Here is a 16,560-nt window from a genome sequence, read left to right as displayed (position 1 = left end):
GATGGGACGTCCAATGAAAATTAAACACGATACATTACCTCAACATGCGCTCGGTGGGCAGCGGCAATTAAGCCATTTTCATTTCGGCGCGCCCGGCGCCGGCGAGAAAGTCTATCTGCAGGCGGGGCTGCACGCCGATGAAATTCCGGGCATGCTGGTTCTGCATTATCTTAAAAGATTACTCAGCCAGGCGGAACGACGGGGCGAGCTGCGCGGTGAAATTATTATGGTGCCGGTAGCCAATCCGCCGGGGCTGGCTCAGCTGCTGCTTAACAGCGGCATTGGCCGTTTCGATCTGGCGAGCGGGCGCAATTTCAACCGCGACTTTCCCGATCTGGCGGCGCTGGCGCAGCCCTGGCTACCCGCGGAATCGCCCGCTACGCGCGCCGAATATCTCCAGCAGGTGCGCGATGCCATGCAGAAGGCGCTGGCGGCGCTTCCCGTGGCAAGCGAGGTTCAGGCCCTGCGTCAACATCTGCTGAGCCTCGCCTGCGATGCCGATCTGGTGCTCGATCTCCATTGCGATGACCAGGCGATTTTGCACCTTTACGCCGATCCGGCCTGGCAACGCGAGGCGAACGTACTGGCGGCTTTTCTCGGTATTGGCGTCGTGCTGCTGTCCCAGGAGAGCGGGGGCAACTCGTTTGATGAGGCCTGCGGCCTGCCGTGGCAGCGTTTGAGCGCGCTAAACCCGGCGTGGGGCCCGCAGCAGCCCGGCTGTATGGCGGTGACCGTCGAGCTGCGCGGCCAGCACGAGGTGAATCACGCTACCGCCTGCGACGACGCCGAACGTATTTACCGTTATCTGCAGTACCGCGGCGTGCTGGCGGGCGACAAGCCTGCGGTGCCGCAGCAGGAAACGGTGATGCTGCCGTTTGCTGCCGGAGAGATTGTCACCGCGCCGGCGACCGGCATCCTGGTGCCGCTAAAACAGCCGGGCGAATGGGTCAGCGCCGACGATGTCGTCGCGGAAATCATCGACCCGCTGACCGATATGGTCAAAGCGGTGCGGCCGACATCGGGCGGGCTGATTTATGCCAGCCGGCGGGCGCCGTTTGTCACGCTGGGGGCGGAAATAATGAAAATCGCCGGCGAGCAGCCGTTCAGCGGCGGCGGCGGGCTGGCGATGTAAGCGGACAGCATCCCTGAGCGTATTTTTACCCGCCGTTGGCCGTGGCGGAATGAACTTGCTTGATGCACGTCAACGAGCACATCAACTTTTACTATAAAAACTAAAAAAAGAGTTGTAACCCCGTCTGCTTTTATTCAATTTATGTGATGAATGTTTGGTGTGCTCCAATAAATAAAATATATGCACATTGATAACAACACGTTAAATAAATCAGGGGTTAATTTTTGTGGCAAGTGCAAACAAACTCACGCTGTTCATCGTTATCTTTATGCTGTTGGGGATCCTCTCCGGCGCGGCCATTCACGCATACGCCGCGCAAACGACCATAACCGCATGGTCTGAAAACATTACGCTGCTGACCGACGTGTTCCTGCGCCTGATTAAAATGGTGATTGCGCCATTAGTCTTCAGTACGCTCACCGTCGGCATTATGCGGCTTGGCGAAACGGCTACCATTGGGCGGGTCGGCGGTAAAGCCATGGTGTGGTTTGTTACCTCTTCGATTCTCTCCATTCTGGTTGGGCTGGTGATTGTTACCCTTGAGCACCCCGGCGCCGGGTTGAATCTGGCAATTCCGAAAGAGTCGGTCGATACCGGCCTGGCGGTGAGCGGGATGAGCCTGAAAGGCTTTCTGACGCACACTATTCCGACCAGCATTACCGAAGCGATGGCCAACAACGAAATTCTGCAAATCGTGGTGTTCTCAATGTTCTTCGGCATTGCCGGAGCGTCGCTGGGGGAAAAATTCAACGCTCCGCTGGTGGCGGCCCTGAACGTGGTTTCCCATATTATGCTGAAGGTCACCGGGTACGTGATGTACGTGGCACCGCTGGCGATTTTTGCCGCCATCTCTTCGGTTATCGCCTCGCAGGGGCTGGGGATCCTGCTTAACTATGCTTCGTTCATCGGCGGTTACTACGTTGCAGTGCTGCTGACCAGCATGGTGCTGCTGGCGGTGGGATATATGGTCCTGAAAAAAGAGGTTTTTCGCCTGCTTAATATGCTGAAAGATCCGGTACTGGTGGCGTTTACCACCAGCAGCTCAGAAGCTGCCTATCCGAAGACCCTTGAGCGCCTCGTGGAGTTCGGCTGCTCGCGTAATATCGCGTCGTTCGTGCTGCCCATCGGCTACTCCTTTAACCTCGTCGGCTCGATGGTGTACTGCTCGTTTGCCGCGATGTTTATCGCTCAGGCCTACAATATTCATCTGAGCTTTAGCGAGATCACCGTGATGATGCTGACCCTGATGCTGGCATCAAAGGGAATTGCCGGGGTGCCGCGCTCGGCGCTGGTAGTGCTGGCCGCGACGATCCCAAGCTTCAATATTCCGGTGGCGGGTATTTTGCTGCTGATGGGTATTGACCATTTTCTCGATATGGGGCGTTCCGCGATTAACGTGCTGGGGAATGGGATCGCGACGGCGATGCTGTCAAAAAATGAAGGTCTGTTGCAGGAAGAGGTCGCGGAAGAAGAAGCCGCGGCTCAGCAGGTCGAGGCCTGATCGTCGTGCGCCCTCTCTGACGGGGGCGCGCTTCGTCATAAAAAAGAGGCCCCTAACAGGCACGCAAGGGGCAATGTGACGAAGTAACAGATTCCTCGATAAAGACGTTTTTCTTATGGCTAAAAACACGCTACGGTATTTTCATATCAAGGAACCGGATCATGTTACTGCTGCGCGTAACACCAGAGTAGATATTTTTCATCTCACTGATATTTTTCGGATTCCCGACCCTTACAAGCCGTCAAATTCCTAATTTTATCGCGCATAGTGTTACTCAGTTCCGGCATATTCGCGGATTTACCAGCGCTCTTTTAACAAATTAATAAACTGGAAAAAGTCATAATGGTTATTGAGGCGATATTTTTCCATGATTTTACTTTTGTGCCAAGTGATGGTTTTGGGCGTGACTTTGTGCAGGGCGGAGATTTTACTGATATCAAAGCCATGAATAATTCCGGAGGCGACGGCAACCTGCGATTTTGACAGCATTTTGTGCGGGCAGTTGCTGCAGACTATCGCCGAGTCGGCCCGCCGGGCCAGAACCAGACCTTCGCACTTTCTTAGCTCCTGAGCAAGGATGGCCAACATCCTGTCAATATTAACTAATTTTATCGACACGAAAATAACCCCTTTCAGGCAGTTAACAATCAGTTCCTGCTCCGGGAGCTGGTCGTAGCTGTGCAGTATAATAACTGAGCTATCTGATTTGCGATTTTTTAGACTGGTATTACACAGGTAGATTTCACCGGGGAGAACCTCGGCGATAATAATATCCTTATCAAAAAAATCATTTTTCTTATACGAAAAGCTGACGTGCAGATGACCGTCGCGGCGGGTGAGCTCATTGACCATGGAAGCCAGCGATTGCCGCAGAAAAGTGTTGCTGGTATTGATTGCGATGTTTATTTTTTTCATGGCGCTAGTTCCCTGTAAATCAACATAACGCCATGTTGCGATCAATCCTCCGGGCGTATGCGGTGATTGTTACTGTGCAGATAATTTATTATTGGTGTCGCCTGAGTTATTTTCTGCGCGAAGAGTGCTTAGCTGAAAACGGAAATTTCTGTTTTCTCCTGTCGCGGATATAAGAAATAAGGCTATATACCGAAACGCAGAGGCAAAATATGCACAGTAATAAGGCTAACCATGTTTGCATGGCCATGATGGATATCCTTTAATTAAATTTTCAGGTGTTAAAAATGTACATCCCAGGCACGAGAATATTTTTATTCTCTTCTTTAAACCGTGCCGGCACAGGCGAACGGACAGCGTACAGCGGGCGGCCAGCGTTCAGGCTATGCTGAATCTGGCCACAGCCGGTTAGCCTGAGGATGCTTTGAATCGGTACGCTCCCGATGCCATGTCAATGTAAGAAAATTCTTAATATGCTGTCAGTCTCATTTCTCTCATTCCTCTCAAAAACTGAAAAAAAGTGATCAAGAGGCGGAGGAATGAAAAACTATCCGCCATGACGCCGCCGCAAAGATGCAATGCCTGGTGAGGCCGGGTCGGCAAATATCAGGAAAGAAACGCCAGACCTTTGCCAAAAATAGCGCGAATCGGCAGGGCCATGCCCTGAAGGCGGGCCTTGTGGCGCAAGCGGCTGACGACGACATCGATCCGGTGCAGTTCCGGTTCGCCTTCATCGGTGAACAGAGAGGCGTGCAGGTCAACTTTGCTGCACACTTCATTGCGGTTGCGCATTAACAGTTCCAGCAGACGGTACTCCTGCTGCGTTAGCGGCAGGATCAGCCCCGATGGCGCAATCAACTGTTCGCTTTGTAATATCCAGGTGGAAGAGGCTGACCGTTCCGCTGATATCGTCGGCGCGGTGGGCTGGGGCGCGGATTGCTGGCGGAGACGGGCGCCAAGCGCGTGAATGCTCTCCGCGAGGTCGGAAAAGTTGACCGGCTTGATGAGATACAGGTCGGCGCCGGCGTTCAGCGCCTGCAGGCGATCCTGCTCATGGCCTCTGGCGGTGATGACGACCAGTCCGAAATGGCCAATTTCATGCAGATAATCCAGCACGCTAAATCCGTCTTCTCCCGGTAAACCGATGTCGATGAGCACGATATCAACCGGATCGCGATGCAGCTGCCGCCAGAAGGCTTCAGCGCTGCGCACGCCCCATGCATCGAAGCCGCGATGGCGTAAAAAGGCCAGCAGTTCGTCGAGTAAATCAGCGCTATCTTCAACGATAGCGACGCGTAATGTCATGATTTGTCCTTCTGCTGTCCATCCAGCGGCAGTGTGAGCGCAAATTCGCACCCGTCAGCGGTATTTTTCGCCAGGCACAGCTCCCCCCCGTGGGCCTGTATAATTTGTCGGGCGACGTACAGACCCAGGCCGGTGCCGGCTGGCGTGGTCGTATGGGTTTCGCCGCGTCGATAGCGCTCAAAAATATGCTCAACCTGTTCAGGCGCGATGCCGGGGCCACGATCGCCAATGCGTATTTCAAACCCTTTTTGCAGGCGATAAATCTCGATTCTTATTTCACCTGATGCCGAATATTTGACTGAATTATCGAGCAGATTAGCGATCGCAATACACAGCAGCCCGCTATCAATAAACAGCACCGGCGAAGGCGATTGCGGCCCGACAGTTTGCCCTTCGCAGATGACATGTAAATAATGATTGAGCGACAGATCCACTACCGTGGCGGCGATATAGATAACCGGCAGCAGCTCCGCATTCTGCCGGTCGGCGTGCAGGTCTCTGGAGGAAAGCCGGGCATCGGCGAGGCAATTATCGGTGAGCTGCACCAGGCGGGTGGTCGCTCGCTGCATGCGATCGAGGCGCGCGCTCTGCGTGGACACAGTGGGGCACAGGCGCAGATTTTCCAGCGCCGCCTCGAGGATGGCCAGCGGCGTTCTGAACTCATGCGCCACCATCCCCATAAACTGGCGCTGGTGGAAGCTGGCCTCGCGTTCAATTTGCAACTCTCTCGCCAGCTGCTGCTTGCGCATCAGGGTACGGTTTTCCGCCCGTACCCGCAGTACGGCGATGATCAGGACCGTGACGATATGGATGATCAGCGCATACTGCCAGGTGGAATAAACCCTGGTATGAAACGGAATCACGCCGTGTACCGAGAGCAGGGCCAGCCCGGCTGACACCACGTAAACCGGCGGCAGCAGCCCGAGCAGCAGCGTATTCATATCAACCGCTTTACGCCGCCACAGCATCCATGAGGTGATCAACAGCACCGGGGAGGCGATAAAAAATATCCCCGCTTCAATTTGCATTGCCCGGCCGTAAAATCCCAGCGGGATGCTGATTTGCAGCGCAATGTTTAAGCCGATCGCCGCCAGCAGCAGTTGATGCAGCCGCGGCATGTTCTTCTTCAGATCGAAGACCTCGCTATGCAGCCACAGCGCGGTGGCATAGCTTACCAGCGACAGGCAGCTAATCATGTAATCCTGAACCGGCAGAAGGGCGTCGCCGAATAACCATTCCGGGTAGCCATGCAGGGCCGCGACGAGCGGATAGTTCAGCGAAAACAGGCAGATCCCCCACAGCAGACGTCGGCGCAGCGCAACGGCAAGCCACAGGGCGATGCCGCTGGCAATGACCGCCAGACCGAAATAGAAACTCCAGAAAGCGGTATCGAGGGTGGCCGAACGGACGAATTCCTGCGGCGATGAGAGCGTCGCCAGCAGGATCAGGGTGCTGCTGCTCTGCAGACGGAAGACCATCTCGTAGCCTGCCTTCGTGGGCGGGGGCGCTAAAATCAGCACGCTTTCGCGGTAGTCGAGGTCGCTATCGCGGGCTGGGGCATGGTCGCCAAACTCTTTTTGTTTCCACGGGCTATCGCTGCCGTAGGGGCGATAATAGACGGTTAAACGATCGATAAACGGTGGGCCAAGCTGCAGCCAGCGCTGCTCGCCGGAAAAATAAGCCGCCGGGAGTGACGTGCGCAGCCAGAAAGTTTTTTTTGAATACCCAAACGACGGGATCAGCGACGCCGTTGTTAGCGCCTCTTGCGGTAGCGCAAGAAAGGCGTCGAGGGACATCTGGCCGCTGGCGTCGGCGTACCAGTCAACGGGAATATCGATACCCAGCTGACGGACTTCCGCGCGCGCCGGCGTACACATCTGCAGGGCCATAAGGATGCTGCACCATGCCCAGAAATGCGGTCCACGGTGCCTGCGAAGAACATCAAAAAAAGCGCACAAACGATTCAATTACGCCCCCTTGCGGCATGGACTAATCAATCCGTACGGTATAAACGCGCCGGGGCTCTGCGGCTGGCACAGACAACTCTCCGGAATCCGGGAAATAAAATTACAGGGCTGGACAACGCAGCATTCTGCTGGTGCCGCAGATATTATTCCAGCGTTATCTGCAAGCCGGGTAACTGGCCAGACCTGCCGTAAGAAGATTCGCAATCAATGTTAACGTATGAGGGCGGGTCATAATAAGCAAGTGGAAAATTCAAACAGCGCATAGGGATTTATGATGTGCTGCCGTGAAGGTGCATGGAGTTATATACCATTAGCAATAGATTATTTAATCAGCGCATATAAAAGCAGGTGCTTATATTAAGCTTTAATGAATGTCGGGAAAAATGATGGTAATAAACCCTACCTGTCGCCAGGGCCGAGGGGGCAGCGATCGCACGGGGGCGTCAACGCCCGCCGGGCCACCCGTGATAAATAACGCATTCAGGCAATCAGGGCCGCAAAGTCTAGAGACGCGAATCCTGCAGGCGCAAAAAATTAGACAAATATGGTTATATATTGCTCATTGATGAAGTAAAAATATTATTCACTGGCGGAATGTCAGAATTTAGATGCAGCTAATTTCAAGAGATGCGTATTTTATGCGGTTGAAAAATCGCCCTGACGTTCCTTAAGTATGAATAATAGCCGTCGTTTATCAATGTTTTGGTTATTTATATCAAAGAATCAGCGGTCGACTGTGGTTATGTTGGTTATTCCGCCTGGAGAAATGACCAGGTTAATCATTGACTCGTTGTGGAAGGGGACCTTACAGGATGACGACGAAATCGCTAACGCTTTCTTTGGATGAACAGCAGTCTATTCCTTTGGGTACGGTGGCGGGAACGCTGGGCCACCTCGGCATGGATATCCGTCCGCTGGCGTCTTCAGGCCTGTGCAGTTTCGACCCCGGCTTTGCTAATACCGCCGGCTGCACGTCGGCTATCTCCTGGATCGATACCGAGAACAGCGTTCTGCTGCACCGCGGCTATCCGGTCGATCAGCTGGCTCGCCAGTGTGACTTTCTAGAAGTGGCCTGGATTCTGCTGCAGGGCGATGCGCCTGATGAAGCCAGCTATCAGGTGTTCAAAAATACGATTACCCGCCATAGCCTGGTGCACGAGCAGATTGCGCGGATGTGCGGCAGCTTCCGCCGCGACTCGCATCCGATGGCCTTAATGTGCGCCCTGGTCGGCACGCTGGCGGCGTTTTATCATGATGTGCTGGACGTTGAAAACCCGGAGCACCGGGCTCTGGCCGCCACCCGCCTGCTGTCGAAAATGCCGACGCTGGCGGCGATGAGCTACAAGTTCTCTATTGAGCAACCGGCGCAGTATCCACGCAACGATCTCTCTTATGCGGGCAATTTCCTGCATATGCTGTTTGCCATCCCGGCGGAACCGTACCAGCTGAATCCGGTGATTGAACAGGCGATGAACCAGATCCTGGTGCTGCACGCCGATCACGGCCAGTGCGCATCAACCACCACCGTTCGGGCGGCGGGCTCTTCCGGGGCGAACCTGTTTGCCTGTATCGCCGCAGGGCTCGCTTCGCTGTGGGGGCCGACCCACGGCGGGGCTAATGAAGCCAGTATGCGGATGCTGGAGGAGATTAAAACCGTTGATCAAATCCCTGCGTTCCTGAGCAAAGCGAAACGCGACCCGCAGGCGTTACGTCGTCTCGGATTCGGTAACTCTCGCTACCGTAACCTCGACCCGCGAGCCGCCATTTTGCGCGAAACCTGTCACCGGGTGCTGGAGGAACTGGGGATGTGCGATATGCCATTGCAGGTAGCGATGGCCCTCGAAGAGGTGGCGCTGACCGACCCGTACTTCGTGGAAAATGGCCTGTCGCCGAGCGTTGATTTCTATACAGCGGTGATCCTCAAAGCGATGGGGCTGCCTTCATCCATGTTTGTGGTGATCACCGCCGTTGGCAGAACGCTCGGCTGGGTGGCGCACTGGAACGAAATGCACGAAGCGCCGCTGAATATTTATCGCCCGCGGCAGATTTATACCGGTGAAAAGAGGCGGGATTACGTTTCGCGGCGTGAAGGGCGCTGAGAGGGGGCGGCAATCGGGGGAAGTGAACCCGGCTCGCGCTGCGCTAAGCCGGGCAACAATCTCACTGCGTCCCGTAGTCCGGGAACGGATGGTTAACGAAATACCACCTGCGCCCAGCGGGCCAGACCGGCGGTGACCGAGCCAAAATCATCGCCGCCGGCAACCGGAATACCCGGCAGATGGGCTGCCAGCGCTTTTTTAATCAACGGCGAGCGAGCGCTGCCGCCGGTCAGGTAAATCACATCCGGCTGCTCATTGCTGTTATCCAGCGCCAGCTGAACCTGCTCCATAATGCGGGTTAACGGCTGATCCAGCGCGGCTTCCAGCCCCTGCTGGCTGATAGCCGTGGCCAGCTCATCGCTGATAAACGGCAGATCGGTTGTCACGGTCGGCTGCGCGGAAAGGGCGATTTTACTCTCTTCCGCGCTACGCACCAGACGGTAGCTAAGACGCTGACGCCACACCTTCAGCAGCAGCGCGACCTTCTCGCTATCGCGGGCGCTGCGCAGCAAATCGTTAAGCAGACGACCATTGGCGGCGCTGTAAAAATCGGTCTGCGCCGGAACGTCGTTAATCGCCACCGCATTCCACCACGGCAGAATCGGCAGCGCGATACCTTTTTCCGTATCGCCGCCCATCCCCAGCAGCGGCATCAGGCATTTAAAGGCCAGGGCGATATCCAGGTCGTTACCGCCGACGCGGCAGCCGCTATGGCCGAGCAGGCTTTGCTGGCGATCGGCTTTTTCCCGCCACTGCGGCCCCATCAACAGCAGTGAACAGTCGGTGGTCCCGCCGCCGATATCGACGACCAGCACGCGTTTTTCTTCGCTCAGCGTCGCTTCGAAATCCAGACCGGCGGCGACCGGCTCAAACTGAAATACGACGTCGCGAAAGCCCGCGCGCTTTGCCGCTCGCTCAAGAATTCCCTGCGCCTGGGCGTTGGCGTCATCGCCGCCCAGCCCCTGGAAGTTAATCGGCCGTCCGATAACCGCCTGGTCGATGGCGTCCGGCAGCTGCGTTTGCGCCTGGAGTTTGATATGCAGCATCATGGCGCAGACTAAATCTTCAAACAGCGCAACCTGCTGCGGCTTAAGCCCGCTGGCGCCGAGGAACGATTTCGGCGACTTCACGAAGTAAACCTCTTCCGGATCGTCAACGTACTGATGCAGCGAAGCGAGGCCAAACTGCACGCTGTTGCTGAGTACATCGATATCTTCCTCACGATTGAAGCTTATCGCGCGGCGCAGCAGCGCCTGGTTTTCATCACCGTTGGGCGGGACGTCATGATGGCGGTAGAGCCACTCGCTGACCGCTTCGCGGGTCGGCGCGCAAAGCATGGACGGCAGCAGTGAACTGCCGTTTTCCAGCGTCAGCAGCTGCGGTGTATTTTCGCGCATCACCGCGACCGAACAGTTAGCGGTACCGTAGTCAAAACCAATATACATAGCCTGCAAAATCCCCATGCCGGTGAAGAAGGGGGGCGACTTTAGCGGATCGACGGCACTGCGACAACTGGAATTTAAAAGCAAGGCGCGTCCGGCGCGGAGCCGCTATGATTGAAACGCTAAAAAGGAGAAATGATGACGCTGCTACCCTGGAATCCCCCCTACGACTGGCATTGGATGTTCAGCTTTCTTGGCGCTCGTGCGGTACAGGGAATTGAAACCTTCGGCGACGATGGCTATCGCCGCAGCTTTGCCCTTAATGGCTGCGCCGGGCTGATTACGGTGATGCCGGATGAGGCCGCGCAGGGCATGTGGGTTACGCTTTCCGCCGGACTGCAGCCGGTGGCGGACGAGTGCCTGATGCGGGTGGGGAGATTGTTGGACTTATCCTGTGACCCGCAGCAGGTTGCCTTGACGCTGGGGGCGCTCGCGCAGCCGAGGCCGGGGCTGCGTTTGCCGGGCTCTCTCGACCCGTTTGAGCAAGCGGTACGCGCGGTGCTGGGTCAACTGGTCAGCGTGGCGATGGCGGCAAAGCTCACCGGGAAAGTGGTGGCCGCCTTCGGAGAACCGCTGGCCGACGCGCCGGGTTTTTACCTGTTTCCCGGCGCGCAGCGGCTGGCGCAGGCCGACCCGCTGGCGCTAAAGGCGCTGGGCATGCCCCTGCGGCGCGCGGAGGCGCTGGTACACCTGGCGCGGGCGGCCATCAGCGGCGATCTCCCGCTGGTGGCGCCGGATAATATCGACGCCGGCATGAAGCAGCTGCAGACGCTGCCCGGCATAGGCCGCTGGACGGCCAACTATTTCGCGCTGCGCGGCTGGCAGGCGCCGGATATCTTTCTGCCGGATGATTATCTGATTAAACAGCGTTTCCCAGGTATGACGCCGACCCGTATTGCGCGCTATGCCAGCCGCTGGCACCCCTGGCGCTCTTACGCTTTACTCCATATATGGTATACGGAAGGCTGGTCGCCGGAGCCGGAATAGACCCGAGCGGCGCTTAGCACTGGTATCGACGCGCTGAAATCCCTATAATTGCGGCGTTTGGCGGTCAACCGCCACCCTTCCTACATTCCCAGGTTAATCAGGTCGCAAAAATTTATGACTGATACGTCTCATCAGTGCGTCATTATAGGCATCGCCGGCGCATCGGCTTCGGGCAAAAGCCTTATCGCCAGTACGCTTTATCGTGAATTACGTGAACAGGTCGGCGATGAACATATCGGCGTTATTCCGGAAGACAGCTATTACAAGGATCAAGGTCATCTGTCGATGGAAGAGCGGGTAAAAACCAACTATGACCATCCGAGCTCCATGGATCATAGTCTGCTGTTTCAGCATTTACAGATGTTAAGAAACGGCCAGCCGATAGAGCTGCCGGTGTATAGCTACGTTGAGCATACCCGTATGCCGGAAACCATTCACATTGAACCGAAGAAAGTCATCATTCTGGAAGGGATTCTGCTGCTGACCGATGCCCGCCTGCGCAACGAACTCAGCTTCTCCATATTCGTCGATACCCCGCTGGATATCTGCCTGATGCGCCGCATCAAGCGCGATGTTAACGAGCGCGGACGGTCAATGGATTCGGTGATGGCGCAGTACCAGAAAACGGTGCGCCCGATGTTCCTGCAATTTATCGATCCTTCCAAACAGTATGCCGATATTATTGTGCCTCGCGGCGGTAAGAACCGTATCGCCATCGATATACTGAAGGCCAAAATCAGTCAGTTCTTTGAATAACACCAACGAATTGTGTAACGTGCAAAGAGAAGCCAATTTGCCCTTATCCCCGGAAGGCGTAGGGGCGCAATGCCTTAAAGGAGAACGTTCATGCGTCTGTGCGATCGAGATATAGAAGCCTGGTTGGATGAGGGCCGGCTGGCCATTAATCCGCGCCCGCCCATTGAGCGCATTAACGGCGCGACGGTCGATGTTCGGCTGGGAAATAAGTTTCGCACTTTCCGCGGCCACACGGCGGGATTTATTGACCTGAGCGGCCCTAAGGCGGAAGTCAGTGCGGCGCTGGACCGGGTGATGAGTGAAGAGATTGTTCTGCCGGATGGCGAAGCGTTCTTTTTGCATCCGGGCGAACTGGCGCTGGCGGTAACCTACGAATCAGTGACTCTGCCGCCGGATCTGGTCGGCTGGCTTGACGGGCGCTCTTCGCTGGCGCGTCTGGGCTTGATGGTGCACGTGACCGCACACCGTATCGATCCGGGCTGGTCCGGCTGTATCGTTCTTGAGTTCTATAATTCAGGTAAGCTGCCGCTGGCGCTGCGTCCAGGGATGCTTATCGGGGCGTTAAGCTTTGAGCCTTTATCCGGGCCGGCTCTACGTCCTTATAACCGCCGAGAAGACGCGAAATATCGCGATCAGCAGGGCGCGGTAGCGAGTCGAATCGACAAGGATTGATAATTTTAGCGGTTTGCTGAGGATGCCATGAGACGAATTCTGACCACGCTGATGATCTTACTGGCGGTTGTTGTCGCCGGTCTTACCGCGCTGGTATTGCTGGTCAACCCCAACGATTTTCGCGCCTATATGGTGAAAGAGGTAGCGGATCGCAGCGGCTATCAGCTCGAACTCGATGGTCCGCTGCGCTGGCACGTCTGGCCGCAGCTCAGCATTCTTTCAGGCCGCATGAAGCTGACCGCGCCGGGCGCGGAGGAGCCGGTTATCCGCGCGGATAATATGCGCCTCGACGTCGGGCTGCTGCCGCTGCTTTCTCATCAGCTGCAGGTCAAGCAGGTGATGCTGAAAGGCGCGGTGATCCAACTGACCTCAAAAACCGAAGCCGTACGTAGCCAGAGCGCGCCGGTTGTCCCGCACGACAACACGCTGCCTCAGGTGCCGGAGGATCGCGGCTGGTCGTATGATGTCGAAAAACTGCAGATTGCCGACAGCGTGCTCTTCTTCCAGCATGAAGACGGCGAACAGGTTACGGTGCGCGATATCCGTCTGCAGATGGAGCAGGATGACAGCCATCGCGCGACGGTCGATTTTTCTGGTCGGGTGAACCGCGACCAGCGGGATTTGGCGCTCTCCTTCTCCGCCCGGGTGCAGGGCGGCGACTATCCTCACTCTTTGAAGGCTGATTTTTCACAGCTCAACTGGCAGCTTCGCGGGGCAGAACTCCCGCCGGAAGGGATGAGCGGCCAGGCCAGCCTGCAGGCGAGCTGGCTGGAAGATGCCAAAAAGCTCAGCTTCGATAACCTGAACGTAACAGCAAACGGCAGCACGATTACCGGCAGCGGCAGCGTTGTGCTGGGCGATCGGCCTGACTGGACGCTTAACCTTCATGCCGGCACGCTGAATCTCGATAACCTCCTTTCCCGTGGCGCTGCAGCCAGCAATAATGGCGTCAATCAGCAAGGTCAAAGCCAGACCCGGCAGCTCCGCCCGGTGATTGCCGATAACGATTTTCAGCGGGACTACAGCTCACTGCGCGGTTTTAACGCGCGGATGACCCTGGCGGCGGACCAGCTGCAGTGGCGGGGCATGAATTTTACCCAGGTTAAAAGCGATATCAGCAACCAGCAGGGGCTGCTGACCATCAGCCAAATGCAGGGGAACCTGGACGGCGGACAGCTTTCGCTTCCCGGCTCGCTGGACGCGCGCGGCGAGACGCCGCATGCTTCGTTTAAGCCTCAGCTCGACAACGTTGAGATAGGCACTATTCTGCAAGCGTTTGATTACTCGATTAACCTCACCGGCAAGCTTTCGCTGACCGGCGAATTTTCCGGCGACAAGATTGATGCTGATGAATTCCGCCGCAGCTGGCAGGGGCAGGCGCAAATTCAGATGAAGGATACGCGCACGGAAGGACTTAACTTTCAGCAGCTGGTGCAGCAGGCCGTCGAGCGCAGTACTAACGTTCAGGCCCAGGAAAATTACGATAACGCGACCCGACTCGACGACGTCAGTACCGAGCTGCAGCTGAATAACGGACTGGTTACCTTAAAGGGTCTGCAGGGGCAGTCTGAACTCATGGCATTGACCGGTCAGGGCGAGCTTAACCTGCTGAAAGAAGAGTGTGATATGCGCTTCAACGTTCGGGTTCTGGGCGGCTGGAAGGGGGAGAGCAAGCTCATTGACCGTCTCAAACAGACCGCGATCCCTCTGCGTATTTATGGCAACTGGCAGACGCTGAGCTACAGCCTGCAGGTGGATCAGATACTGCGTAAGCAGCTGCAGGATGAAGCTAAAAAGCGGCTTAATGAATGGGTCGAACGCAATAAAGATACCCAGGATGGTAAGGATGTGAAAAAGCTGCTCGACAAACTATGAGTCTGGCAGCGGTCACGGGGTATTGAGGATTCGCGTCACGTTCGGGGAAGGTATCACTCTTTGTCGGCCGGGTAAGGCGCCAGCCGCCGCCCGGCATAAGGTATAAACTGGGGCGCCTTATTAAAGCATCATCTGCATTATGAAATTGCCGGGCTACACTCCGGTGCGCCAGCCTGCGAAAGCTGATGGTTCTTTGTCGGCCGGGTTAAGCGTCAGCCGCCACCCGGCTTTAATTTCAGCGCACTATCAGCCACCGTTTTGTTACGTTACCTTTCGCCCGGCTTTTTAAACTTCACATATGAAGGCGCTACACTTCATAGTCCAGTTCATCTTCTTCCTGCGCCGGCGGCACAATCAGTACTTTTTGCACGCGATGGCTCTCTACCTGCAGCGTGCGCAGAACGTAACCGTCAATATTCACCTCTTCACCTTCCTGCGGAACATGCTGCAGATACTCCATCAGCAGACCGGCGACGGTATGGTATTCCCGCTTGTCATCCAGCGGCAGGGGCACGTACTGGACCAAATCTTCCAGCGGCATATGTCCATTAACCGTCCAGCTATCGTCACTGTTTTTGTGAATATCGTGGCGAGCGTCTATCTCTTCCACTTCATTAGGCAGATTACCGGCGATGGTCTCCATCACGTCGCTGAGCGTTACTATCCCCTCTACGGAACCGAACTCATCGACCACAAAGGCAAAATGGGTTCGGGCTTTACGGAACTGCTCCAGCGCAGGAAGCAGCGGCAGCGTTTCCGGGAACACCAGCGGCTGACGGATCAGGGCCTGCAGATCGAGCGGTTCATTACGCAGCGATTGTTGCAGAAGATCGATCACGTGCACGACGCCGAGCATATCTTCGTCATCATTGCCGCCGGTTACCACCAGGCGGGTATGCTGATTTTTGTCGAGTAAGGCGCGAATCTCTTCTTCCGGAGCGCTGAGGTCAATATGTTCAATATCATGGCGCGAGGTCATTATGCTGCTGACGGTGCGCTGATTGAGATTGAGAACCCGCTCAATCATCCGCCGTTCCTGAGGATTAAACAGCGGGTTATCGTCACGGTCGGCAACCAGCGAGGCGGTATCGCTATCCAGCTCGCTATTGTCCTTGCGGCCGCTCAACAGGCTCATCACCGCTTCAGTGGTTCTCTGACGCAGCGTCAGGTTGGCCGAAAGAAAACGATGGCGGTTAAAAATCGCCAGCTGATTAAAGGACTCGATCATGACCGAGAAGCCAATCGCTGCGTACAGGTAGCCTTTCGGAATAGGAAAGCCGAAGCCTTCGGCAATCAGGCTAAAACCAATCATCAACAGGAAGCTGAGACAGAGAATGACGATGGTTGGATGACTGTTAACGAAGCGGGTCAGGGCTTTACTGGCCATCAGCATCAGGCTGATGGCAATGATCACCGCCGCCATCATCACCGCCAGATGGTCAACCATGCCGACCGCGGTAATAACCGAGTCGAGGGAGAAGATGGCGTCCAGCACCACGATTTGCGCGACCACTCCCCAGAATTTCGCGCCTTTGCGCTGAGTGGGATTATTGCTGTCCTTCCCCTCCAGCCGTTCATTAAGCTCAACGGTGGCTTTGAAAAGCAGGAATAAACCGCCAAACAGCATGATCAGATCGCGAGCGCTAAAGCTCAGATCGTGCCAGGTAATCAGCGGTTTGGTGAGCGTCACCAGCCAGGAGATTGACGCCAGCAGCAGCAGACGCATTACCATTGCCAGCAGCAGGCCGGTGACGCGCGCGCGGTCTCGCTGAGCGGGGGGAAGTTTTTCCGCGAGAATGGCGATAAAGACCAGATTATCAATACCAAGTACCAGCTCAATAACGACAAGCGTTATGAGCCCGGCCCAGATCGAGGGGTCGGCAATCCATTCCATATTTAGTTAAAACCTTTA

The 16,560-nt window shown here is 55.9% G+C and carries 13 protein-coding genes; 7 read left to right on the top strand and 6 right to left on the bottom strand.

Features of this window, described 5'->3' with window-relative positions; translation table 11 throughout:
• Nucleotides 1–13 precede the first annotated feature (13 nt).
• A complete protein-coding gene (locus ACSIPU_RS05930; RefSeq protein ID WP_196551255.1) occupies nucleotides 14–1,132 on the top strand; it encodes a succinylglutamate desuccinylase/aspartoacylase family protein in 1,119 nt (372 codons plus the stop codon).
• A 226-nt stretch (nucleotides 1,133–1,358) separates the two neighbouring features.
• Nucleotides 1,359–2,633, top strand: coding sequence for a dicarboxylate/amino acid:cation symporter (locus ACSIPU_RS05925; RefSeq protein ID WP_004113990.1), 1,275 nt, complete (start codon nucleotides 1,359–1,361; stop codon nucleotides 2,631–2,633).
• A 297-nt stretch (nucleotides 2,634–2,930) separates the two neighbouring features.
• On the opposite strand, the gene ACSIPU_RS05920 is transcribed toward ACSIPU_RS05925, so the two are convergent.
• The 4 genes from ACSIPU_RS05920 to ACSIPU_RS05905 all read right to left on the bottom strand — a co-directional run bounded on the left by ACSIPU_RS05920 (nucleotide 2,931) and on the right by ACSIPU_RS05905 (nucleotide 6,817).
• Nucleotides 2,931–3,548, bottom strand: coding sequence for a helix-turn-helix transcriptional regulator (locus ACSIPU_RS05920; protein ID WP_004103721.1), 618 nt, complete (start codon nucleotides 3,546–3,548; stop codon nucleotides 2,931–2,933).
• Nucleotides 3,549–3,654: 106 nt separating this feature from the next.
• The gene (locus ACSIPU_RS05915) at nucleotides 3,655–3,795 is read right to left on the bottom strand and encodes a small membrane protein (RefSeq protein ID WP_004200439.1); all 141 of its coding nucleotides are present in this window, start codon (nucleotides 3,793–3,795) and stop codon (nucleotides 3,655–3,657) included.
• Between the two features lie 356 nt (nucleotides 3,796–4,151).
• A complete protein-coding gene (locus tag ACSIPU_RS05910) occupies nucleotides 4,152–4,850 on the bottom strand; it encodes a response regulator transcription factor (protein ID WP_004103720.1) in 699 nt (232 codons plus the stop codon).
• Complete coding sequence (locus ACSIPU_RS05905) at nucleotides 4,847–6,817, bottom strand: sensor histidine kinase (protein ID WP_196557455.1); 1,971 nt, start codon at nucleotides 6,815–6,817, stop codon at nucleotides 4,847–4,849. Before ACSIPU_RS05905 ends, ACSIPU_RS05910 begins: the two co-directional genes overlap by 4 nt.
• A gap of 812 nt (nucleotides 6,818–7,629) precedes the next feature.
• On the opposite strand from ACSIPU_RS05905, the gene ACSIPU_RS05900 reads away from it, so the two are divergent.
• On the top strand, nucleotides 7,630–8,916 hold the full coding sequence (locus ACSIPU_RS05900; protein WP_004113987.1) for a citrate synthase: 1,287 nt from the start codon (nucleotides 7,630–7,632) through the stop codon (nucleotides 8,914–8,916).
• Between the two features lie 92 nt (nucleotides 8,917–9,008).
• Here the strand turns inward: ACSIPU_RS05900 and yegD are convergent, their stop codons facing one another.
• On the bottom strand, nucleotides 9,009–10,361 hold the full coding sequence (gene yegD / locus ACSIPU_RS05895; RefSeq protein ID WP_024274463.1) for a molecular chaperone: 1,353 nt from the start codon (nucleotides 10,359–10,361) through the stop codon (nucleotides 9,009–9,011).
• A gap of 135 nt (nucleotides 10,362–10,496) precedes the next feature.
• Between yegD and alkA the strand changes: the two genes are divergently transcribed.
• From alkA to asmA, 4 genes are all read left to right on the top strand, one after another.
• Nucleotides 10,497–11,345 carry a DNA-3-methyladenine glycosylase 2 gene (gene alkA / locus ACSIPU_RS05890; RefSeq protein ID WP_196557602.1) on the top strand — a complete coding sequence of 283 codons (849 nt, stop codon included), beginning with the start codon at nucleotides 10,497–10,499 and terminating at the stop codon, nucleotides 11,343–11,345.
• A gap of 114 nt (nucleotides 11,346–11,459) precedes the next feature.
• Nucleotides 11,460–12,101, top strand: a complete 642-nt coding sequence (gene udk / locus ACSIPU_RS05885) for a uridine kinase (RefSeq protein ID WP_004103715.1) — start codon at nucleotides 11,460–11,462, stop codon at nucleotides 12,099–12,101.
• A 90-nt stretch (nucleotides 12,102–12,191) separates the two neighbouring features.
• Nucleotides 12,192–12,773: a dCTP deaminase gene (gene dcd / locus ACSIPU_RS05880; RefSeq protein ID WP_004103714.1), complete on the top strand. Its 582-nt coding sequence runs from the start codon at nucleotides 12,192–12,194 to the stop codon at nucleotides 12,771–12,773.
• Between the two features lie 27 nt (nucleotides 12,774–12,800).
• Entirely contained in the window at nucleotides 12,801–14,648 is a 1,848-nt protein-coding gene (gene asmA / locus ACSIPU_RS05875; RefSeq protein WP_115239405.1) for an outer membrane assembly protein AsmA, read from the top strand.
• A gap of 307 nt (nucleotides 14,649–14,955) precedes the next feature.
• On the opposite strand, the gene ACSIPU_RS05870 is transcribed toward asmA, so the two are convergent.
• Nucleotides 14,956–16,542, bottom strand: a complete 1,587-nt coding sequence (locus ACSIPU_RS05870; protein ID WP_004103710.1) for a TerC family protein — start codon at nucleotides 16,540–16,542, stop codon at nucleotides 14,956–14,958.
• Between the last annotated feature and the right edge of the window lie 18 nt (nucleotides 16,543–16,560).

This window comes from Klebsiella sp. HN106 (assembly GCF_051209435.1).
GTDB lineage: Bacteria > Pseudomonadota > Gammaproteobacteria > Enterobacterales > Enterobacteriaceae > Klebsiella > Klebsiella oxytoca.
This window is presented reverse-complemented; position numbering and strand designations above follow the sequence as displayed.